We start from the raw sequence: 20414 nt of genomic DNA on the forward strand, positions 1-20414 counted from the left end.
AAATTAATCGGGCCCGGCTTGAGTCGTTCGATTGCAGTACCGCCCTACTGGGTACAGTTCTGGCATGGCTACCATTTCCCGCACCGTCCAGTGGACCCTGCTCACCAATGTCAATGAGACTCTTGCGATCCTTCCACCGGCGGTTGAGCAGGCCCAGTTCGCTGTCACTTCCCTGACTCCGACCGAAATTGCTGTTGACGTTCCACGGTCGCTCCGGAATAACCAGTGGGCCGCCAAAATTCACGGAACCATCACTGCCGAGGCAGACAAGACTCACATCGAATGGCGAGTCGACGGGCTGGGCAACAAGCACTACAAGCACCTCATCAAGATCTCAGAGGGGCTCCCCGAAGGACTCCTGGATGACCATGGAATCCAGGAAGCAGCGAGCAAGGTCGCTCTTCGCATTTTCGGCCGCAAGGAAATCGCCCACCTGGCCAACGTTTTGGATCGCAACGAGACTGTCAACGCCATCGGGGTTGGACGGTTCGAGAACAAAGCAGGCATCGCAGCGGCTACGAACCATCGACTGCTCTTCCTGGAAAAGAGCATCGGCTCCGAAGACCTCACGTCATTCTCCCTCGGAGCAATTCAGGCGATAGACCTGAAGAAAGCACTGGGCGGCGAAACGCTGACCATTAATCACTCCGGAACCAAGGCCTCTATCACCACACTCGGCCATGGACAGGGCGATTCCCTGATTCGGGCGATCCGGGCAACTCAAAACGCCCCCAAACCCGAGCAAGCATCAACCGCGCCGGCCGTTGATGTCATTGGGCAACTCGAACGCCTTGCCGAACTGCATGCCAAGGGGATCCTGACGGACGCCGAGTTCCAAGCCCAGAAGGAACGCCTGCTTTCCTCCTAAGAGTGTGCCAAGAAATTGAATGCTCGGCAGCTCCGACATGGTCAGGCGGCCAGATCGACAACAGTTCATTACCGCCGAATCCGCTCTATCTAACGGACGACTTTGCTTGCCAGTTCTACCATCCGTGGACCTTTGCGAGCGGCCCGATCAGTCCACGAGCCCGACTCAGTTTTGCTGTTCCTTGAGAGGATCCAGGGGTGTTTGATGGTCTGCTCGAACCGGAAACCAGTCCAGTGTTTCGAGGTCGGGATGGCTGCGGAGGGACTCGATCAGTTCCTTACCGCCGAAGACCTTGGATCCCAGCAGATCCCAGTCAGTCCAAACAGCCCACGCCCGGTCCTCCGGCCACCAAAACTCAGGCGTGTGGTTGGGAAGAGTTGGTTCCAGCAGCGCCGGCAGGAGTGCGTCGAGTTCGAAGGAGACGACCTGCCGTCGCATGATCCCATCGGCACCGACCACAAGACCCAAAATGTCGTCCGCGTATCGATCTGCATAGGCGAACATTCCTTCCGCCCGATGAGTTTGTGTCGCGCATTGCAGCAGGGGTAGAAGTGCTTCTAGCTCCACCTGACCGATGGTCCCGCTCATGGGTTGGTACACAAATTCAGCACCAGGCAGAACAAGCCCGGCTTCATCCCACCCCAGCATGGCGTCCCAGCGAAAACATGGAGGGACTTCCAACCCATCCCAGAACGCTCCCCGTAGCGGAACGCCTTTGATATCGGCCACTTCGCTCCACCTGATCCTGACAAACTCAGACGGCGGGGCCACAAGGTAGATGGGGCCTTTATCCTCCTCAGCGAGCAGACCCGGATCAACACCCGGGGGACACACATATTGATTGTGGAGAATCCAGACACTGTCCTCGCAACCAGGTGGAAGGACGGCCGTCTCCGCTGCGTTGACGACGTCTTCTCCCAGCCACGACAGTTCTTCCTCAAACCCTTTGATTGACCAACCGGCAGGCAACGGGCTTCCAGGCTGCTCAGACATGCGCCACCCCGGAGGCAGGACAGCATCCTCGGTATTCATGAGCAGAACCTACCATCAGGCATCCCGGAGGCCATCCCTACAGCCACCCAAAAGAGCACTGGTCTACGTGGAGCATCAGGTGATGGCATCAGCCAGACCATCCGCGTGAACACGTAATCTCACCAACTGATCATCTGAGATTGCACGAATCGGCTGGTCCGGGTCCAGAGGGCAGAAGAAGTCGCCATCAGAAGTGAGGGCAGACAGAACACTCCCGGACATATGCTCCGGCAGAAACAGGAAGGGCGGATCGACAAAAGGAAAGCCCTCGCTGCTGACCCAGGCCACTCTGCATCCGGCGTCGATGATCGTCTGCAACGTCCCACGAACGGCCGTTGTCCAGGCTTTCCCACTCAAAAACTCCTGGACCCGTACATCCCACAGTTTCACTTCCCAGGACTCACCGTAAAGAGGGGATTCTGCTGCATCCGTTCCGGCAGGCCACAAGCCCAGCGGGAAGGACCTTTCAACCCAACACTTCGGATCGACCAGCCCATAAACGATGAATCCCGGCATCTCCTCTTGTCCGCCGTCGGAGTCCCAGAACACTGTCAAGGTTTCGCGTGCGGGCGGCCTCATTTGCGGGCACCCCGCTGATGGAGCTGAGTTGGTGGGGAAACGCAGTCGACAATTGTCATTGATCGTTGCCTGTTCTAGATGCGGGATACAACTACCTGCTGGCGCTGGATTTCAGCGAGGAGGTCCCTGGCCAGTTCGCCCCAGTGTATTCGTTCCTCGACAGGGCGCCCGCGTCGCTTGCTGATCGCTTGCCTTTGTTCGGTAGTCTCAGCGGGTGACTGACTATCGGCAACACCCCAGCGTCGTGGCGCATTGGCACGACGGCGCATTCCAGCCGCTACCCGAAGCCCTGGACGCGCCTGACACCATCTGGTTTGCGCTGCCTCCGGAACCGGACACCGAGCAAATGTGGGAAGGACTTCGCGGCCGAGTTGAAGCAGACGGCACAGCCACTGTCCTGGCGGTGCCGGCTTTTCTCTATGACATCAACTTTGGTGACAGGGTGGAGGTCATGCGCTCGGCAGAGGACGCCGTCGTTGCCACGGGACTCAATCACGACGCATCGAACTTCACCTTTCGTATCATGCTGAAAACGGACGCCCCAGATGCTTGGCAACCGCTGGCCACTGAACTCGCCCAGCTCGGATGCATCCTTGATGTCATGTCTCCGCGGTTCTTCGCTGTGTCCTGCAACGAAGCTTTGTCGCAGGTCGTGGCCGACAAGCTGTTTACTCTGCAGAACAACGACGAACTTCACTATGAAACGGGCAGAACGAAACTTCCGGAGCCCAAACAGGCGTAGCTTCCGGGATGCTGGTCTTCTTCCCCGCGCTGGTACTGACTCCGGCAAGCCTGCCCAAGTTCCTGGCAACGAACTAAGGAGTGATCATCAGAAACCTTCGACTCATGCGGCGGATCTACGTCGAGTGGCCCCAGCCGTCCAAAGCCCTGATGCTCTGTTTTCCTGCGTTCTTCATTCTGTCGTTCATCCTGGCGGCCTTGAAGTTGCCGTTCTGGGCCGTTTTGCTCCCCATCGCCTTGGCCGGAGTGTCAGTGTTTTCTCTGGGATTCTGCATCTTCAGGGACGTCAGGAACACCGCCACAACATGGTCCCGTCTCTATAGGGAAAGCAAGAACATCGCCCCGGACGGTTTCACGATTGCTGACGTACCGACCATCAAAGGCATGGGATTCATGTACATGCTGATGGGAGCCATGTTCGTTGCCAGCTCGCTCTGGACCGTCTTCACAACAGCACGATGAACGCCCGTCTTGACCCCTCTGGCAGTGTTCCACCTGTGCGCTTGTGCCGATAATCCTTGATCGGCAACCGCATCACTCGCTGACGCTCACAGACGAGAAGCGTCTCCCCGTCCCCGCATCGGTGGTGGCGGCCAGCCGAAGTCAACCTGCACCGACCTCTTGCCCGTCTTTGGCTCAGGAACACCACGTTCCTCCCGCCGCGCCCGGGCAGCCCAGTCCTGACGTGCCCAAAAGACCAGAAGCCAAACGAAGAGACCAAAGCTTACCGGCACGAACAACCGACTCCATTGACCGTCCGAAGCTGAGAACAGAACGTAGACCACCAGCGCTGAAAGAGTCATGGCGGCCATCACACCTGCGAAAATTGTCATGGACCAAACTGACTCAACTATTGGCACGTACTTACCGCCGAACGTGATTTCGTCCCAGTGGTAGCTGTAGAGGTTACCGTCCTTGGTCCGTGCAAGGACCCGCTCCTCGCCCGCGGCAACAGCGCGGTCATGCCAGCGCTTAACGCCTTCATCGATCTCCTCGCGCAGGTCCGCGTCTTCAACACGGGGCCTGAACCCGTCCGGCTCAGTCAAGGTGTTCTCCGTCCAACTGATGCACTACCTTGGCCACAGGAAAACGCCCAAGAAGACCAACCCTGCCATTGCCGGAATAGCAGCCGCTACCTTCGACAGAATGAGTTGGTACTCGTACGTCTTGAACTGCGTCCCCTCGGGCAGCCAGGCCCAACCATCAACGCCGGATCGTGCCATCAGGTTGCGCATCAGATACAGCACCAGGCCGCTGAGTATGAGGAAGGCGCCGACGAGCCCCAAGAATGGATCGCCCATCTACTTCCCTGCCCATGGGGGCCTGAAAATGAGCGTCAGCACCACAATCAGCAGACCCCCGACGATCAGCACTGCGCAGAAGAACACTCCGAGCATCTCGAAACCCCTGACCCGCTCCTCATCTGCTTCCGTGTCGGCTTCAAGGGGAGGTTCGGATTCAGAGTGCTCCCCTCTCCGGCCAATCATTTGTGAGCTGATCCAGTGCTGCCGGCGCGCGATTGGTCTCCTAAACAGCAGCCACATCACACCAATGGCGATGAAGACCAGACCCAACGCCATGCTTCCCTCCCCCGCCAATGCTCTCTTCGTGTCACCATCCTAGAAGCGCAACGCCCTCACACAACACGCGCCGCGCACGAAGAGATCCCCGCGGACGACGAAGTCACGAGGATGACGCGGCGCGCTGAATCGCCCGGTAGACGATGGAACGGGCGACGCCGAAGAGCTCCGCGATTTCGGTAGTGGTGTGTTCCCCATCCCGATGCAGACTGACCAGGTGGGTTTCCTGGGCCTTGGAGAGTTTCGGTTGCTTTCCCCGAAGCCGGCCTCTGGCCTTGGCCACTGCCATTCCTTCGCGGGTTCTGGCACGGATGAGGTCTGCTTCGAATTCGGCCACCATGCCCAGGACGTTGAACAGTAGCTTCCCCACGGGATCCTGGGGATCGTAGACGCTGCCACCCAAGTTCAAAGCGACGCCTTTACGGGTGAACTCATCAGCTATATCTCTGGCGTCAGGCAACGACCGCGCGAGGCGATCGAGTTTGGTCACCACGAGTGTGTCCCCGTTCCGGCAGGCGGCGAGGGCTTTGCCAAGTCCGGGCCGTTCGCGTTGGGTGCCTGTGAAGCCGTGATCGACATAGATCGCGTCAGGGTCCACGCCGGCAGCCGCCAGAGCATCCCGCTGGGCTGTCAGATCCTGTGTGTTGGTGGAGACACGGGCGTAGCCGATAAGCATGATGCCGAGTGTGGCGTTTAGGGTACCTTCACCGGGCAGTTTTGCGGGCGGGTCTTACGGGAATTCCGGTTCCCCGTAATGGCGCATATTTTCATGAGCAGAATGTGGGGCAGCACGGTGGCCGGTGGAGGACCGGCTTACGGGCAGATAGTTGGGACGTCCGTGCATCTGATGATCGGGGAGAATATCTCCATGTCGCAAAATGCTGAGATGCACCGAGAGATGCCGTGGCCGTTTCCGGATGACCGCTTTCCCGAAGGTCTAGGTGCCGTGGTCATGAAGTCCGTTCTTTCTGGTGAGCGACCTGTTCTTCAAGTTCTTCATGACCCTGATAATGGGTGGGGCTTTGCTGATGGAGTGGATGACCCAAACACCCCTGATGGAGCAGTTGCTGCACACATCACTCACGTCATACGGCTTGACCGGACGCTTGCTGAGATGGCGAAGTTGGCTCCTGGAACGCTGGCCGACCGTTCAGAGGTCGGCGGAGAGTGGCACATCCGAAGCTTCGCGTGGGAGGAGGAATAGACGATGTCCGGTTCCCATGAGAACAGCCTTGAGGGAGCATCTGGGATTCGAGTGAAGTTCGAAGACTTGTCATCTAGCGTGCGAGTCGTTCGGAATGCTCTGGAGCTTGCGATGGAACCCGAGCTGTGGGCTGTTGATCTACGTAACGGCTCGCAAATCACGGTCCTCACACACGGTTATAGTGTCGAGGGAAATGAAGTTGTCTTCTCCTTGCTATTCAAAGGAGAACCACCTTTCGAGCTAGATACACTTCGGATCCCCTTAGCCCTTATGCCCGAGGACTACTCGTGAAGCTTAAACGGCAGGGACCGAGATACAGGCAAGCAGCTGTGGACTTCCTAAGCCGGACCGGAGGTTAGTGTGGGAAAGCTGAAATACGGGCCTGGTGTTCTTTTTGCGGTCCCTCTGAACGTCGGCGGCTACGGTCTTGGTTCATAGCGCGAGCCAACCAGCAAGGAGTCTTGTTTGGATATTTCTTCGGCTCAATAAGGACCCAGCCGTCTGAAGTCAGCCAGGTAGAGCAACTGAACGGACAGGATGCAGTCCTCGTTGGTCGTTTTGGTGACCTGCATTTGAAGCAAGGCAAGTGGCCGATCATTGGACCACTACCAGACTGGAGCCAAGAACTGTGGCCCATGCCGGAGTTCTTTCGTACTGAACCGATTATGGGTCGCTCGTTTCGGCTTCGCTACGATGATGCCGACCCGAGTCTTCTGCTGGAGGAAGTCCAGGTTCCCCCTACAGAAATAGTAGGGGGCGTACCCGACGGCCTCATGGGAGCTGGCTATGTCGAAAACAAACTCACAAGGCTCCTGGGCGAGTAGGAACCAGCCACCTGTTTTATCCTCGAACGGCACGATCCTCACTTCACACCGCGCCGCTGCTGACCGCTGCCAGAGCGTCCGTTGAAGGATCCGCTTACGGGTAAGTGGGCTGCCCGAGCGGCACTCTTAGTACTTGGAAAGTATGCCGGAGTAGCGCACGTAGACCTTGAGGCCCCCAGCGTCACTAGAGATCCCGGTACAGGTCTTTCGCAATGTCCAGAGGTTCGTGGGCTCGCATCGCTCTTTTGCCAGCCCCATCTCGGCTGCCAGCGACCGTGATGTATGAGGGGGTCTGACATCTACAGACATTTCCCGCCAACAGCCGCCCGATCCACACCCCGTGGAGATCTTCCCCGCTTCGCTTGGCCGAGGGATAACCTGGAAAGCCGAGTCTGAGGGAACCGCCCCTTCATCAATGGCGGTCCAGAGGATGGAGCCGACCCACGCGATCAGAAAGATCCCAAGAGCGAGCATCGTGAGACGTCCTACGCGCTGACGAGTCATTTCGGGGCAACCATGGATTTCTCTGGTCTCGGGGTTCGCTCAAATTGCTTGCGTATTCTCTTGAAAATGCTCACGCTCATGAGGACGAGCCCAAGGAGCAAGAGGCTAAACCCTAGGAGTATGAGGAAGCCCCCGGCCAGCGTAAGCAGGGTGTAGAAGTCTTCGTCATTGCGATACTCCTGGTGAGCGGCGCGTCCACCAAGCGGAACGGCCAGAACCCACCCAACAAGTCCGAGGATTGCTCCAAAAAGTAAAGACTGAGCTATGGACGTCCGAAGCATTATGTTCCCCCAAATCGAAGATCTCAGACTACACGCCGGACAGACGCCGGCCTTTTCAGGAGCAGGCAAGTGCCCGGTGAGGGATCGCCTTACGTGGGCTCTGCTTTGCACTCAGCGCTACAGTTGAGAGGCCGTGCGATTCATCGGTACATGGCAGGCAGGGAGGCCGAGGTTGGGAAAGTACTTTGAGCATGAAGTTCTTCGGGGCTTTTACCTGGAAGACAGCTGGGTATTGGGCATCAATGCAAGCCGAGGACAGCTTGTCATCACCGCGGAGTTCGTACTGACCGAGGAACACCCCTCTTATGCCCCGGCACGCCCCGGAGAGCAATACTGTTACCGCAAGGGGGTGCTGGTGTTCGATGGTGTAACAGATTTGACCTGGACGGGTCAGCTCAGTTCCCGGCCTTCGCGTGACCCGGACGGTTCAGTTGACTACGGCAATATCGACTCGCTCATCATCGAGGGAGACCACTACACCGTTGAAGGGGACCTCGGCATAATCGATCTCCACGCTGCATCCATCCGCGTGGCACTGGTATCGGACGGCACGATCCTAACTTCGCACGGCGCCGCTGCTGACCTCTAGCATGCGTCCGGTGAAGGATCCCTATCCGGGCGCCATACCGTTCCATACCGGCTGTCTTGTACGGCTTTTGTTCGAAGCGCAGAGTTGCGCAAGTGAATCAATCGAAGTTGTGGAGGTACCTGTCTACGTCCGCCCAGACTTCAGCTTCGGTCCTTGGAGGGATGTAGTTGCTGGTGAGCTCGTCCCAAAGCTGCCATAGGGCATACGCTTCCTCGGCGTCTCGGTCGGCATAGTCGACTGCTCGAAGGTATTGAACGGCGTCTCGGAGGACTTGCCCCCTGGTTCGCTGGCCAGCTTTCCATGTGGCTAATTCGTATGTCCAGATCTGAGGCCACCGCATTTCAAATGGAATGGCCTGGATCTCTAGGTCCTTCAGGGTTGCCGTCCATAAGTCGCGGATGTCGTTCGGATCCTCGTTGTCGGCGCCGGCAAGCATGCGAAGGTTCGCCGAATCCATGCCATCTGCCAACCACTGGGCGGCAATGTCAGGAAATTCACTGACGTCCAACAGCCCGGAGGTCAACAGGGCCATGGCCTGGGCAGGGGTCGGTTGAAGCTTCATTTGATCAGCCTTACATACGTACCGGATGATTCGAGCGCATCATGCGATAGGGTCGCCCGGTTGAGGATCCTCTACCGTACGGAGCTGATCCACTCTGCGTCAACGGAAGTTGCAAGACCCCCATGGGGCTGGCGCGGCTGATCGGCAATTACGACGTCGCGGGGTACTTCACGGACATAGCTGAATAACCCGGCCGGTCCCCCGTAAGCTGATCCCGTGGAAAGAGTGCTGCTCGATCAACTCATCATGACCGACTACGGCCAGTTCAACCTTTATTGGGCCGGCTATGGCTTCGACGGAATCTTTGAACGCTTCTTCGGGGGCCAGGTCAACGGCCTGGTCGGGGCGTCCAATCCGGATGGGATTTATGTCCACTTCGGCCGACGGTCAGGAGGGTCTGACGTGCGCATTATCCTCCTGGACGAGCCACCTGGAATGAACAGCGATTCCTCGTGGGAGGACATCGTCGAGGTCTCGTTCACACTCCCCGAGGGCCAACACATGCGGTGGGCCTCGTGGGCCGCCGAGACGACCGGCGAACTACGGGACGTGCCACCCGGCAGCTACCGGCTGCGGACCAGTGCCAAAGGCCGCGATGCAGGAGAAGACGGAGAGTTCTCCGAAGAGGTTATCGATTACTACCTGCTGGAGATGTGGCCAGCTTCGCCGCAGCCGGACGCCATCCTGCGTTCAAGCAGCAAGAGCGCCGAGTACTGGCACAAGACGTACGGAAGTCGCCGTTGAACACAAGGGGTTGTTCTTCATCGCTGCACCTCGTCGACATACTGGCCTTCCGCTCCACAGAGCCCGATGGCGAGCAAACGCTTCGATAGGCTGTGCCCATGAGTCCAACCCCTACCTTGGCGCTTGGCATTGAGTTGCGCCTTCTCGCCGACGGAGGGCGACAAAGCCCTCTCCAAGGTGGCAAGTCACCAGAACTCAGGTTCGCTTACCGCCCGAACTGGGGCCTTCCCGGCTGGCCCGCTGGCGAGCAGACTGCAGCTCCTGTGTTGGGCTTCTCCAGGGAGAATATCCAGCCCGGCGAGTCAGCTCACACAGTCATAGTGCCGCTCTTCCCTGACAAGGTGCCCAGCTGGTTCGAGGTACGACCCGGCGATGAGCTGCGAATGTACGAGGGACTTCGGGTATGCGGAATGGGAACCGTGCTCTGGACGGAGCTAGCGACTCTACCTTTACCCAGAGACGAAGAGGAACGACTAGTGGCATGGCTCGCCGCCCTGGACGGCGAACGACCATGAAAGTCATGTGTACGCCGCTCCTCACCAACGACGGCCAGGGAACACTGGAATCCAGTCCAGGGCTCAGTCTCGACGCTGAATACCAGGTGGTCTCGTTGCTTGCCTACCCTGCCGGGCCCGTACTGCTTCATCTTGTCATCGACGACGAGCACAGCCTTGCTTGGTTCGACTCCAGGACCTTCATCACCGTGGATGGAACCGTGCCTGATAGCTGGGAGGCCCGCATCCGAGAAGGCGGAACTCTGGACTTCGCACCGGCCAGCTGGCTCGTGCCTGGCTTCTGGGAGGACTACTACGACGGTGACCCCGCAGCCGCCGAGACTGTCAAGACTGAACTGGGCAAAATGATGGGCACGCGACGAGAACCCGGACTGTCTGATCTCAGCGCACCGATGACCGCGATGGAACTCCGGTCTGCGGCTGAGCAGCTGGCTACCATACGAGCAACAGACCCGTGGAAAGGCCTGATGCTGGTGCTGCTGCACTTCATCAAGGAACTTACTGTGCCAATGAAGCTACAGCCGATACTGGAAACAGCTGACGCATATTGGACCTTGGGCAAGGGAACACCAGACACCTTGGAATCAGCCACAGCAAGCTGCCGGGACTATTTGGATGCGTTCGAGACTCACACGCACTTGGACAACCCCGAGACAAAGTTCGCCCTTGCGTTGTTGTGCATAATGGAGCCTTTGGGCGACGCGGATGCCATGTCCGGGACAGCCGACTGGTTCGCCGGCGTGGTGTGGGACATCTGGTGACTTCGCGTCGGGAGGATGTGTCAGGCAAGGACCATCCTCATTCCGCCAAAAGGGCCAGTGAAGGTCAGCTTTTACTGCGAAGCATTTTCCGGGCGCGGTGCCTGGTCCTCTGGCTCGCCCACGAGGACTCGGCGATGGTACTGAGCACGGTGTCGTTCCGATCCACAAGGTAAAGTGGGTCAGCCCAATCAAGTGCCAAAGCCGCCCAGTAGTCCATCCGCGTTTCCACCGCAGCAACGGGAAGGGCTGAGAGTGGAATGAGCCTGCTCAGGGTGCCCGGCGCGAGAGACAGTTCCAGTTCACGGTTGTGCAGCTCCGTTGTGACTGCATCATATGGGCGTTCAAGACACGGCAGCAGCCCCGTCGGGACGACCAGGTCCAGCTGTCTCTTGGGACGTCGTTCGTCTCCCACATGCAGAACCTCGCCGAGGAGTCCAAGCCAGGAAACAGTGTCCAGCCGAAGGACCCGGAGCCAGATATCTTGTGTGGACTCTGCGGGTGTCATTGAACCCGGGCTTTCGCGCATGGCATCAGTACGACTTTCACTCCGGAAGTTCGCCGGCGGCGATCCGCTCTGCAGTTACCCTGTACGCCTCAGCGATGTAGCTTTCCACATCGGTGGCAGCAATGCGCCAGACGTTCCGGCCTCCAACCTGGATACCCCGCAGATCGCCTGACTTGAGCAAGGCCCTGATCTGGTTCACTGACACATTCAGTTCCTCGGCCACCTGTTCCGTGGTCAGGAACCGGTGCTTCTTGGCATCCTCTGGCATACACCCATCCTAAAGTCGGCCGGCGCAATGAACTGGCAACTGCGCAAACACCGGTTATGCTAATCGTTGGATTTATTGTTCTGGTTTGGGGGCTAGCATGGAAATTGCTTTTGATGACGGCGCGGCCGACGCGCTGATCACTGCCGCGAACTCCGCCGACGAGGTTCTGCGTGCCGAGGGAGGCTTCCTGAACGGGGCCGTGGAGCAGGCAGTGCAGGACTTCAACGGCGGCTACGGGCGCCTGTTCAAGGACGCCTGCGGCATCAGGTCCGATGATCGCGGCAAGCTTGCAGGTGTCCTCGCGGCTCTGGCCGAGGACGTCGGCGAGGCCAAGCACAGGGCACAGCAAGAGAAAGCCCGGCAAAAGAACATGGACGCCTGGCAGCAACGCGACAACATCCGCAAACAGCAACTGCTCTCCGGGAACATCGCCGAAGCATCCGCAACAGTCGCCACCATGGTCCTGGACCCGATGCCCGAGAGTACGCCGGTTGCTGCGCCTACAGTTTCAGCTGCGTTTTCGGCGCGGGAACGGCCCCGGTTCGCCGGCGGGCCGGGAACCGGAATCACCTCGGCTGATCCGGGCAAGTTGCGCGGCTTCGCGTCGGTGTCCCGGACTGCCACGAACACCCTGAACTCACACTTTGCCGCAGTCCGGAACGCCTGGAGCAGCTTCACAGCATCATGTTCCTGGGTGAACATCGAGACTGAATCGTTTGTTGCTGGTTTTGAGCAGCTACTCGCCAGCAACGCAGCAGACGCCGATTGGATAGAGCAGGTCGCCACCGCATTCGAAACAGCCGGTAGCGGCGCATTAGCCGACAGCATGCTCAACGGACTCTTCATCCAATACGCAGCACCAAACCAAGTGGGCTTGAACGACATCGGAACCATGAGTGCAGCGCAACTGAAGGTTTGGCTCGGTAATGGTGGCACCGCCCGGCTGCGGGAACTCCTGACCCAACCAGGACTGGACCCCGTAGCCACAGCCACGTGGTGGTCTGGTCTCGGCCACACCGTCGAGCCTGCCACCGGGAAAGTCACCGTCGGTGAAGAACAGCACCTTCTGATCGAAGCTCTTCCAGATGTTATCGGAAACCTGAACGGTGTCACCGCGACCGCCCGAGACCTCGCCAACCGCAAAAAGTTGCTGCAGATGCACGACTACTGGAAGAAGTACCGCGACGAGCACGGCGGAAAAGTTGATGAAGGCTCCCAGGAAGGCATGGTCAACAAAGTCTGGGAATCGCTCTACGACAGCCAGGGCAGGCCGAAAACCAATCCTCAGGATCCATCCGACATCCGGCAACTAATCAGCTTCGCTCCCTTTAGTCTCGGGACAGGATCGGAGACCGGGTTCGGTGCATCTATTTCCGTGGGAGACCTCGACGCCGCCAAGCACGTCACCTACCAGCTCCCCGGGCTGGACACCACCATCGGCAAGGACATGGCATCCAAGACCAAACAGGCCAATGATCAGCGGCTTGATCAACGCAAACTCGCCGGTTCCAACGGGCTGGATAAGAACCGGATTGCTGTCGTTGCCTGGATTGGTGTCGAGCCGGCCCAGGGTCTGGGTGTGTTCAGCAACGACCAAGCAAAAGTCGTGGGTCCTGCCCTTCGCAACTACGCGACAGGGGTCAACGCCGTTCACCAAAACCTCGACAACGCAGCCATGACAACCGCAGTCGGGCACTCCATGGGTTCCCTCGGGGCCATGGAGGCAGCAAAAACCGAGCTGCCTGTCGATAACCTCGTTCTCGTCGGGGACGTTGGGGCCCCTGATAACGTGACCTCCGTGAACGATCTCCACCTAAACCCCGGCGGCACCGTATACCGGGGAACCTACGACTGGGACCACGTAGCTGAAGTCGGGCATGGGCTCGGCTGGCAGCGTAAAAGCACCGCAGACCCCGGATTCGGCGCCGTCACCTTCGGCACGGACGGCATCACGGGACCGGATGGTGCCACAGAACTCCCAACGAAAACCCACGACGGACAAACAGGCGGCAAGGACGGCATCTACGGGTACTTCGACAGGAGAACCCAGTCAAGCTATAACCAAGCCAGAATCGCCCTCGGCTTGAATGACCAACTCACGAATGCGACACGATGACAACCATGCACCGCCCCCTTAACAGGCGCATCCTTCCCGCCGCAGCCATCCTTCTAATCACCCTTGCAGGGTGCGGAACAACCCCTGGGACCAACCCACCTACCAGCACCGCGGAGCAAACCATGGACCCAGAACAAGCCCGCACAGAGTACTTCAACCTCTTCAACAAGATTCAGGCCCTCGCCCCCGGCGACTGGGATGTCGCGCCGCCCTCCGAATATCAAGGGGATGTCTGCCGGCTCCCGGACGGCTCTGACGGTACCCAATTCTCAATCGATACCAGTCGAAGTCCGCTGAGCCGGGAAGAAATGGACGCTCTGCACGACAAGGTAAAAACTGTCTTCGTGTCCACGGGGTTCACTGTGAAGCAAGAATCCGATGGCGGCCCGAACTTCGTCAGACACACCGACGTGTTCGGGCCCGACAAATTCGTCATGGGGCTCACCACCGGAAAGTACGAAATAAACCTTGGCGGAAACACCCGCTGCGTTCCCGACCCGGAAGGCAAATTTCGCTAGAAAACGATGACAACCATGCACCGCCCCCTTTACAGACGCGTACTTTCCACCAGTGCCGTCCTGCTGCTGCTCGTGTCCGGATGCGCCGCTGGGTCTTCGGGCAGGAGTGCTGATGGAGGTCTCCCACCCTCTCAAACCGCCGCAAGCAACATGCTTCCCGATGGTGGGAATGGGTTGAATATGACACCGGAAGAGGCCAGAACGGAGTTCATCGGACTCCTCGATGAGATTCAGGCCTTGTCACCAGGTGACTGGGTGAACGAGGACGTACCGGCGGGTGGCTACTGCAACTACCAGGGAACCGGAAACGGCAAAAAGTTTGCTGGTGCGCGGACCATGGGATCCCTCAGCACCACCGAGCGCGAGGCACTCAGGCAAAAAGTCGAGCAGTTTTATGAATCCCGCGGGTACAGCGTGAAGACCTTCGATCAATCAACAACCACAAACAAGCTCATCATGACCAATGGTTTTGGACCAGATGGCTTGGTTATCCAGCTCTACACCGGTGACCTCAACACGTCCGTAGATGGCTTCAGCCGCTGCGTTCCTGATCCGCGGGGTAGCAAATAGCCTGGCCTAAGGGGAAGACCGCGGTCCTCCCCCCTGCAGCCCCGGCCGTGCCCACACTACAAAAACGCACTGATGCCACACACCTTCGACCCACAGAAATTGATCATGGCGTTGAAATCAGGCTGTTAGCGGAGCCACGTCTGCGTGGGTGTTCTCACGTGTTGAAACCGGTCTTCCCGTAATACATCAAGCAATAGCTCTTCGCACACTATTCTCAACCCAGAACCTGCTCTACCCAAGCAGGTGCAACACCGTTCACTCACTGCACTCTGGGGACTCAATGAAATTCCGTCATTCCATATTTTTAGCCGCAGCGCTGGCTCTGAGCCTTTCTGCCTGCGCCGGCCCTGCACCCGTGGAGTCAGCGCCGACACCAACGCCTTCCGCGAGCTCCTCCCCTACAGCCAAGCCTGTTCCGGACGTCGTCGGCAAGACGTATCTGGCGGCTCGAACTGCTCTCAATAACGATGATTACTTCTCACGTGTCGTTGGCAAGGACGGCAAGGAATGGACGACAAATATCGTTCCGGACGATTCAGTTCTGGCAGTCTCCATGAAGCCTGCGGCCGGTGAAACACCAGATACCGACACCATATACATCACCGTGAACATGACAGAAGCAGAGTTCAAAGCTGCCTCCGCGGCAAAAGCGGAAACGGCCAAGGTCGCTGCTGAACACGCGAAACTTGCTACCCGCTACACCTATAACTGCGGTTCCTACAGCGCAACGAAACCCAAATACAAGTCGTATAAAGAAGTCTGGGCCAGCAGTGATTACAAAAATGGCGGTACCTGCTACATCGAGATAGACGGCAGGGATTCCTACGGGTCAGTCCCGTTGTTGCCGTCCGAACAGAAACTCGTTGATCTGGTGGCCTCCAAGGGCGGCGATGTCAGCGTCCCGTCAGCCACCGTTGGCCACATCATGGTTCTCTGCGCAAAACTGGATCCTGACTATGCTGACCAGATTGTTGCCCGTCCCGAATGGCGAAAGTCGGAAGCAGCAGCAGCCCTGACTGTATGCCCCGACGCTCCGCACGCCGCAATTCTCCAAGCTGAGATCACAGCCGTAAAAGTCAGCGACGGGGCCAAGATCGTAGGTCAGACCATGGAGCCTGGAACCTGGAAGACCAAGCCCGGCGCCAAAGACTGCTATTGGTCACGGACCACGGGCGGCGGCGACATCATCGATAACAACTTCGTGGGCTTTGCTCCCGACGGGGTTACTGTCACCGTCTACGCGGGTGAAGGATTCGAGTCATCGCGCTGCGGCACCTGGACCAAGATCGGCTAGACATCGACGTTGCGTGCCGGTTCACCGGCTTTGGAAACATGAGCCGGCATGCGCCTTCCGAGGAGTCTGTGAGAATCAAATGATGGACCCCGAAACGTTCCTTGAATTGCCCACGGACACTTCTTTCATGCTGCTCGCCGCCAGCGCAGCCGCGTCTGCAGACTTGCTGTGCAGCCTGACTTCCGCTGGCGTTGTCGTCAGGACGCTGCGCGGTCGAAAGATGCGTGAGAGACAGAGTCTCATGGACGAAGTTGGTGCGGCGCTTCAGTTCCCAAGCTACTTTGGCGAGAACTGGGACGCCCTCGATGAATGTCTTAGCGATCTGGATTGGATGCTACCGGTGACTTCGCTGGCGCTCCTCATCCAGGACGCCGAACAGGTGCTCGCTGACGAGAACCCAGACCAGCTACAGATCTTCGTGAGCCTTCTCAGGAATGCCATCTCGACATTCGCGGAGGCTGTTGAGCTGGGCGAAGTCTGGGACAGGCCGCCGATTCCGTTTCATGTGGTGCTGCAAGCAGACCCCAAGGCTGCAGCAGTAGCTTCACAGCGCTGGGAAACGGCCGGCGGCTCGCTAATGCTTTTGAATGTCCCGGATAAACCGGCCGGACAGTTTTAGATAGTCCTATGCTTGAGAACTTTGGCAGCACCTATTCAGTTACCGATGGCACGCCCGGTTCGCCGGAAGTCACCAGCGACACGGTGTCGTATCTGTTTGCCCGATATGGGGGATGTACCTTCAACGGCGGTCTCTACCGCGTACACACCGCGGATTCGTCACGGAGGGCGTGCACGATGCTCGCTGAAGCGTTTCCTGAATTCAGCTTCCCGTTGATTCCTTTCGGCTTCGACTGGCTCGGTCGGCAGTTCATTCTCGACCTGCGAACCAAAGATACAGACCCAGAGATCATGATGCTGGAACCCGGAACCGGGTACGCACTGGAGATACCACGGAAGTTTTCCAGTTATCACGACGATGAACTTGTTCGGGATCCCGAGCCGAGCATCCTTCCGGGCTTCTTCGGCGAATGGAGGAGAGCGAACCCCGCGGATCTCGCTTTCAACGAGTGTGTCGGCTACAAGGTCCCACTGTTTCTCGGAGGCGAAGACTCCCTGGACAACCTTGAACTCAGCGACTTGGAAGTCTATTGGTCCCTTATGGGCCAGCTCCGGATAGCTACACAGGGACTTGCTCCGGGAACCCGCATCGACGGAGTCGATATCCGCGACGGGATCTAAGGGTTCCGCAGCTGGTTGATTGCCCTATATTGGCACCAGGACAAGAGGGGGAAGCTGATCAACCGTGGCAATTACTGAAACCGAGACACCTTGGTGGTGGGACTGGGATCCCAACGTCGCGCCGTACGCGGTGTTGCTGCAGTTGCTGGCCCGGAACCGCATCAGCGCAGATGAATTTGAAGTGCTCTTCCTGCCGGTCTACAAGAACGACTCCACCAAGTGGCCTCAGGAAACCTACAGGGTTCTCGATCAGCTGTTCTACGCGGTCGATGACTACAACCGGGATCCGCTTCTTCGTGACAACGACGTCGATGAGAACGAACTAAGAAGCAGAGCAGCACAGTCGTTCAGCGAACTCAGGAAACTGGCGACGAAATGAACTCCTACAACACCAAGGTTGTGTCCCGTGTTTCCAAGGCGATCCAAGACTTCGAAGACGGTCTGATCTCCTTGGACGAGGTCCAAGCCGCGCTGGGCTCAGCAGCCTCATTGTTTGAGAACGACGGCACAGGCCTGTCTGAGCTCGCCCGAACGGCAGAGGCAGACATGGAGCTGGTCCAATTCACGATGCTGCAGGAAGAACAACGCCCGGCGGCAATCTGGCTGTTGGATGGATTACGCACAGCCATGGAGAGCCGAGGATCCACACTGTGAGCATGCCGTCACCGGAGAATCTGCAACGAGCACCCCAATGGGAGACCTACATCGTCACCCAGACGGTGCGCGCAACTCTCGGCCTCATCCCCGAACATGCACTCGCCGTCGGTGTGGAGATCCGCGGTGTCAAGATCAAGCTGCTGTTCCAGCTCACTGAGGTATCCGCTGACGATCAGACGGACATGGACGACATACTCAGCGAACTGGAGGCCAATGTTGGTCAGAACGTAGAGGTGGAGTATACCTATGAAATTCGAAAGGAATGCAAAGTCCATCCAGGTGCCAGTGGGGGTATTTGGTGGGTGTACCTGGCACGTGTGGACGAGGACCCGGCAACCCCGCTCTGATGCCTGGCGTAACCCTGGCATGAGAGTGACCATCTCTCCCCCGGTCAGATCGCATTTCCTGGAAGGAAGCCCGAGATCAATGAATGACCTGTCCCCAGCCCAGCGCGTCCTTCTGTGGCAAGCAGTTGAAGACTACTCGGGACTCTGGGAGTGCCCGTGGGAACTGAGAGCTATCAGACCTTCAGCCAGCGACGAGGACCTGAAGATCGAGGCAGCAAAGATCGTCGCTCATCTGCTGTCCATGGAACTTGTCGGGCTTTATTACTGCCAGGAGCCCTACGGAGAGATGAGCAAAATACCCGACGACATGGCATTCGAACTGCTTGGCACTGATGACGTCTGGACGGTACCCGCCCCTGGGGCAGTGTCAGTGAGGTTCTCAGCGACAAAGGAAGCAAGTTCATTCTTTTTCACTGCCCCATGAGCGTCGGAGAGGCACGGCTAACGCTCTCGGTCACACTGCGCCTGAGCCAACGAAAAAATTACCCCGGAGCATCGGAGGCCCCGGGGTAATCAGAAATGATGGCTCAGTTTCGAGCTCTATTTGTCAGTCAGATCCACTACGACTGACTGTGCGTTGGTCTTGACGGAATCAATGCCCTTCTGGGCAGCCGCTTTCGTTGTGTACGACTCGCTGGTGGCGATGACTTCGCCGTTTCCAGCCTTCAGTCGAAAACGAAAGCCCTGGGATTTGTCAGTATAGATTTCGTACTTTCCTGCCATGCGTGATCCTCCGGCAACAATGTCGCTCCCATAGAGCGAACGTACCGGCGAAGTGCTTGAACACCGTCATACTAACTGCCGGAAACTGTTTTGCACGGGAGTCACGCTCAGGACTTTCTTAGCCTTCGCACTCCACGCAGTACGCGTGGCCGTCCTTCTCGCGTGCGATCTGCGAACGGTGCCGGACCAGGAAACACGAGAAGCAGGTAAATTCATCAGCCGCCGGCGGAATCACCTGGACCACCAGCTCTTCAGCAATGATCTCGCCGCCGGGGCCTTCCTGGTCGAGACCATCAGCCTGATCGAGCTCCAGCACAACACTGCGCGCATCAGGCGCATTGGCTGACTTCACGTCATCGAGCGAGCTCTCCTGAGACTCCTTGACGTCGGACCTGACCTCGTCGTAATCAGCTGCCACTATGTTCGTTTTCTCCTCTACCTTTGGGATCTTCGACTGCAACCTACACCATCACTGGAAAATTCCACGAAGCCGACGGGCCTGAGGTCCCATCAACAGTACAAAGCCCAACCTGCACTAGATTCTCCCTATGACCTCATTCACCGACCCCGAAGCTGTGACCGATGAAGCAGAGAAGGCCGCAGTCAGCAGAGTCCTGAATGCATTCGCCAGCTTCCGCGAATGGGAAGCCACGTTGAGCCAATACAGCACTGTTCAGGCCAACTCGCCGCTCAGCTGCGACGATGCCGCCCTGCAGTCGTTTCCCAACTCTCAATTCGCGTACGCCCAGCTCGTCGTAGCCTTCGGTTGCCTCCAGAGCCTGCGTCAGATGATGGTGGACGAGGATGAAGAGAACATCCACGTCACCTCGGGACCCTACGGCCCTTACACCTTGATCCGCAACGCCCTCGATTCGGCCGCCTGCGCGCTGTGGCTGCTTGAGCCTGCCAACTCAAATTGAGAGTCAAGCGCCGCATCATGGCCCAGATGAGCGAGATTCATCTGGCTTTTCAGTTCCGCCAGGAACTGAACCTCCCTGCCCATCAGTGGAACCGGAACTACAGGGCGCGAATGCAGGATGTGGCCGATAAAGCAGGCATTGGAACCTTCGACGTCACCAGGAACAAGATGCCACCAACAACATCGATGCTGAAAAGCCTGGAGCGCCTTCACAAAGAACCAGGCATCTCGTGGCTGGGCGCCTGGCAGCTCTGCAGCGGACATGCCCACGGAAAGCAGTGGGCCACCCTGATGAGCAATGAACTCACCGAGATCGCAAGATCAGCTACCGACCTTGGCGCTGAATACAGAATTACCCTCAGCTACGCGAATCTGGCGCTCGTGATGACCTCAGCTGCGGAGATGATTCAGGTGGCATGTGAGCGTTATTCCCTGCTTGCCAAAAGCCAGCCGGTGCCGGCCGACGGCTTATAG

30 protein-coding genes are annotated in these 20414 nt (G+C 58.2%); 20 read left to right on the top strand and 10 right to left on the bottom strand.

Features of this window, described 5'->3' with window-relative positions; genetic code table 11:
* The first annotated feature begins 64 nt into the window (after window positions 1-64).
* Window positions 65-868 carry a PH domain-containing protein gene (locus ABQM86_RS11585; protein ID WP_369744465.1) on the top strand — a complete coding sequence of 268 codons (804 nt, stop codon included), beginning with the start codon at window positions 65-67 and terminating at the stop codon, window positions 866-868.
* 165 nt (window positions 869-1033) lie between these two features.
* Here ABQM86_RS11585 and ABQM86_RS11590 read toward each other — a convergent pair whose 3' ends face one another.
* Together ABQM86_RS11590 and ABQM86_RS11595 are read right to left on the bottom strand one after the other, a co-directional pair.
* Window positions 1034-1900: a hypothetical protein gene (locus ABQM86_RS11590; RefSeq protein WP_369744466.1), complete on the bottom strand. Its 867-nt coding sequence runs from the start codon at window positions 1898-1900 to the stop codon at window positions 1034-1036.
* A gap of 75 nt (window positions 1901-1975) precedes the next feature.
* Window positions 1976-2479 carry a hypothetical protein gene (locus tag ABQM86_RS11595; RefSeq protein WP_369744467.1) on the bottom strand — a complete coding sequence of 168 codons (504 nt, stop codon included), beginning with the start codon at window positions 2477-2479 and terminating at the stop codon, window positions 1976-1978.
* A gap of 214 nt (window positions 2480-2693) precedes the next feature.
* On the opposite strand from ABQM86_RS11595, the gene ABQM86_RS11600 reads away from it, so the two are divergent.
* On the top strand, window positions 2694-3221 hold the full coding sequence (locus tag ABQM86_RS11600) for a DUF4265 domain-containing protein (RefSeq protein WP_369744468.1): 528 nt from the start codon (window positions 2694-2696) through the stop codon (window positions 3219-3221).
* An 80-nt stretch (window positions 3222-3301) separates the two neighbouring features.
* Window positions 3302-3682 (top strand): hypothetical protein, encoded by a 381-nt coding sequence (locus ABQM86_RS11605; protein WP_369744469.1) that lies wholly within the window; start codon window positions 3302-3304, stop codon window positions 3680-3682.
* Between the two features lie 86 nt (window positions 3683-3768).
* Here ABQM86_RS11605 and ABQM86_RS11610 read toward each other — a convergent pair whose 3' ends face one another.
* The 4 genes from ABQM86_RS11610 to ABQM86_RS11625 form a co-directional block, all read right to left on the bottom strand.
* The gene (locus ABQM86_RS11610) at window positions 3769-4266 is read right to left on the bottom strand and encodes a hypothetical protein (protein ID WP_369744470.1); all 498 of its coding nucleotides are present in this window, start codon (window positions 4264-4266) and stop codon (window positions 3769-3771) included.
* Between the two features lie 24 nt (window positions 4267-4290).
* Window positions 4291-4521 carry a hypothetical protein gene (locus tag ABQM86_RS11615; RefSeq protein WP_369744471.1) on the bottom strand — a complete coding sequence of 77 codons (231 nt, stop codon included), beginning with the start codon at window positions 4519-4521 and terminating at the stop codon, window positions 4291-4293.
* Window positions 4522-4800: a hypothetical protein gene (locus ABQM86_RS11620; RefSeq protein WP_369744472.1), complete on the bottom strand. Its 279-nt coding sequence runs from the start codon at window positions 4798-4800 to the stop codon at window positions 4522-4524.
* Between the two features lie 103 nt (window positions 4801-4903).
* Window positions 4904-5476 (bottom strand): recombinase family protein, encoded by a 573-nt coding sequence (locus ABQM86_RS11625; RefSeq protein ID WP_369744473.1) that lies wholly within the window; start codon window positions 5474-5476, stop codon window positions 4904-4906.
* Window positions 5477-5638: 162 nt separating this feature from the next.
* Between ABQM86_RS11625 and ABQM86_RS11630 the strand changes: the two genes are divergently transcribed.
* From ABQM86_RS11630 to ABQM86_RS11640, 3 genes are all read left to right on the top strand, one after another.
* Complete coding sequence (locus ABQM86_RS11630; RefSeq protein ID WP_369744474.1) at window positions 5639-6004, top strand: hypothetical protein; 366 nt, start codon at window positions 5639-5641, stop codon at window positions 6002-6004.
* 461 nt (window positions 6005-6465) lie between these two features.
* A complete protein-coding gene (locus ABQM86_RS11635) occupies window positions 6466-6828 on the top strand; it encodes an Imm26 family immunity protein (protein WP_369744475.1) in 363 nt (120 codons plus the stop codon).
* Between the two features lie 957 nt (window positions 6829-7785).
* Complete coding sequence (locus ABQM86_RS11640; RefSeq protein ID WP_369744476.1) at window positions 7786-8202, top strand: hypothetical protein; 417 nt, start codon at window positions 7786-7788, stop codon at window positions 8200-8202.
* Window positions 8203-8299: 97 nt separating this feature from the next.
* Here the strand turns inward: ABQM86_RS11640 and ABQM86_RS11645 are convergent, their stop codons facing one another.
* Window positions 8300-8764: a hypothetical protein gene (locus ABQM86_RS11645; protein WP_369744477.1), complete on the bottom strand. Its 465-nt coding sequence runs from the start codon at window positions 8762-8764 to the stop codon at window positions 8300-8302.
* 216 nt (window positions 8765-8980) lie between these two features.
* On the opposite strand from ABQM86_RS11645, the gene ABQM86_RS11650 reads away from it, so the two are divergent.
* Entirely contained in the window at window positions 8981-9508 is a 528-nt protein-coding gene (locus ABQM86_RS11650) for a hypothetical protein (RefSeq protein WP_369744478.1), read from the top strand.
* A gap of 520 nt (window positions 9509-10028) precedes the next feature.
* Complete coding sequence (locus ABQM86_RS11655; protein WP_369744479.1) at window positions 10029-10784, top strand: hypothetical protein; 756 nt, start codon at window positions 10029-10031, stop codon at window positions 10782-10784.
* A 542-nt stretch (window positions 10785-11326) separates the two neighbouring features.
* On the opposite strand, the gene ABQM86_RS11660 is transcribed toward ABQM86_RS11655, so the two are convergent.
* Window positions 11327-11557 (bottom strand): helix-turn-helix domain-containing protein, encoded by a 231-nt coding sequence (locus ABQM86_RS11660; protein ID WP_337339402.1) that lies wholly within the window; start codon window positions 11555-11557, stop codon window positions 11327-11329.
* 97 nt (window positions 11558-11654) lie between these two features.
* On the opposite strand from ABQM86_RS11660, the gene ABQM86_RS11665 reads away from it, so the two are divergent.
* The 10 genes from ABQM86_RS11665 (at window position 11655) to ABQM86_RS11710 (ending at window position 18722) form a co-directional block, all read left to right on the top strand.
* Window positions 11655-13673 carry an alpha/beta hydrolase gene (locus ABQM86_RS11665; RefSeq protein ID WP_369744480.1) on the top strand — a complete coding sequence of 673 codons (2019 nt, stop codon included), beginning with the start codon at window positions 11655-11657 and terminating at the stop codon, window positions 13671-13673.
* 122 nt (window positions 13674-13795) lie between these two features.
* Window positions 13796-14191 (top strand): hypothetical protein, encoded by a 396-nt coding sequence (locus tag ABQM86_RS11670; protein ID WP_157731655.1) that lies wholly within the window; start codon window positions 13796-13798, stop codon window positions 14189-14191.
* A 180-nt stretch (window positions 14192-14371) separates the two neighbouring features.
* Entirely contained in the window at window positions 14372-14761 is a 390-nt protein-coding gene (locus tag ABQM86_RS11675; RefSeq protein WP_369744481.1) for a hypothetical protein, read from the top strand.
* A gap of 280 nt (window positions 14762-15041) precedes the next feature.
* The gene (locus ABQM86_RS11680; RefSeq protein WP_369744482.1) at window positions 15042-16055 is read left to right on the top strand and encodes a PASTA domain-containing protein; all 1014 of its coding nucleotides are present in this window, start codon (window positions 15042-15044) and stop codon (window positions 16053-16055) included.
* A gap of 79 nt (window positions 16056-16134) precedes the next feature.
* Window positions 16135-16674, top strand: a complete 540-nt coding sequence (locus ABQM86_RS11685; RefSeq protein ID WP_369744483.1) for a barstar family protein — start codon at window positions 16135-16137, stop codon at window positions 16672-16674.
* Between the two features lie 8 nt (window positions 16675-16682).
* On the top strand, window positions 16683-17294 hold the full coding sequence (locus tag ABQM86_RS11690) for a T6SS immunity protein Tdi1 domain-containing protein (protein ID WP_369744484.1): 612 nt from the start codon (window positions 16683-16685) through the stop codon (window positions 17292-17294).
* A 64-nt stretch (window positions 17295-17358) separates the two neighbouring features.
* Complete coding sequence (locus ABQM86_RS11695; protein WP_369744485.1) at window positions 17359-17673, top strand: colicin immunity domain-containing protein; 315 nt, start codon at window positions 17359-17361, stop codon at window positions 17671-17673.
* Window positions 17670-17948 carry a hypothetical protein gene (locus ABQM86_RS11700; protein WP_369744486.1) on the top strand — a complete coding sequence of 93 codons (279 nt, stop codon included), beginning with the start codon at window positions 17670-17672 and terminating at the stop codon, window positions 17946-17948. The genes ABQM86_RS11695 and ABQM86_RS11700 overlap by 4 nt, the downstream gene beginning before the upstream one ends.
* Window positions 17949-17950: 2 nt before the next feature.
* Window positions 17951-18298: a hypothetical protein gene (locus tag ABQM86_RS11705; RefSeq protein ID WP_369744487.1), complete on the top strand. Its 348-nt coding sequence runs from the start codon at window positions 17951-17953 to the stop codon at window positions 18296-18298.
* A 79-nt stretch (window positions 18299-18377) separates the two neighbouring features.
* Window positions 18378-18722 (top strand): hypothetical protein, encoded by a 345-nt coding sequence (locus ABQM86_RS11710; RefSeq protein ID WP_369744488.1) that lies wholly within the window; start codon window positions 18378-18380, stop codon window positions 18720-18722.
* Between the two features lie 116 nt (window positions 18723-18838).
* Here ABQM86_RS11710 and ABQM86_RS11715 read toward each other — a convergent pair whose 3' ends face one another.
* Both ABQM86_RS11715 and ABQM86_RS11720 read right to left on the bottom strand, forming a co-directional pair.
* On the bottom strand, window positions 18839-19021 hold the full coding sequence (locus ABQM86_RS11715) for a DUF1508 domain-containing protein (RefSeq protein ID WP_089594583.1): 183 nt from the start codon (window positions 19019-19021) through the stop codon (window positions 18839-18841).
* Between the two features lie 118 nt (window positions 19022-19139).
* A complete protein-coding gene (locus tag ABQM86_RS11720; RefSeq protein WP_369744489.1) occupies window positions 19140-19439 on the bottom strand; it encodes a DUF4193 domain-containing protein in 300 nt (99 codons plus the stop codon).
* 130 nt (window positions 19440-19569) lie between these two features.
* On the opposite strand from ABQM86_RS11720, the gene ABQM86_RS11725 reads away from it, so the two are divergent.
* A complete protein-coding gene (locus tag ABQM86_RS11725; protein WP_369744490.1) occupies window positions 19570-19941 on the top strand; it encodes a hypothetical protein in 372 nt (123 codons plus the stop codon).
* 17 nt (window positions 19942-19958) lie between these two features.
* On the top strand, window positions 19959-20414 hold the full coding sequence (locus tag ABQM86_RS11730; RefSeq protein ID WP_369744491.1) for a hypothetical protein: 456 nt from the start codon (window positions 19959-19961) through the stop codon (window positions 20412-20414).

The sequence above is a fragment of the Paenarthrobacter sp. AMU7 genome (assembly GCF_041200195.1).
Lineage (GTDB): Bacteria > Actinomycetota > Actinomycetes > Actinomycetales > Micrococcaceae > Arthrobacter.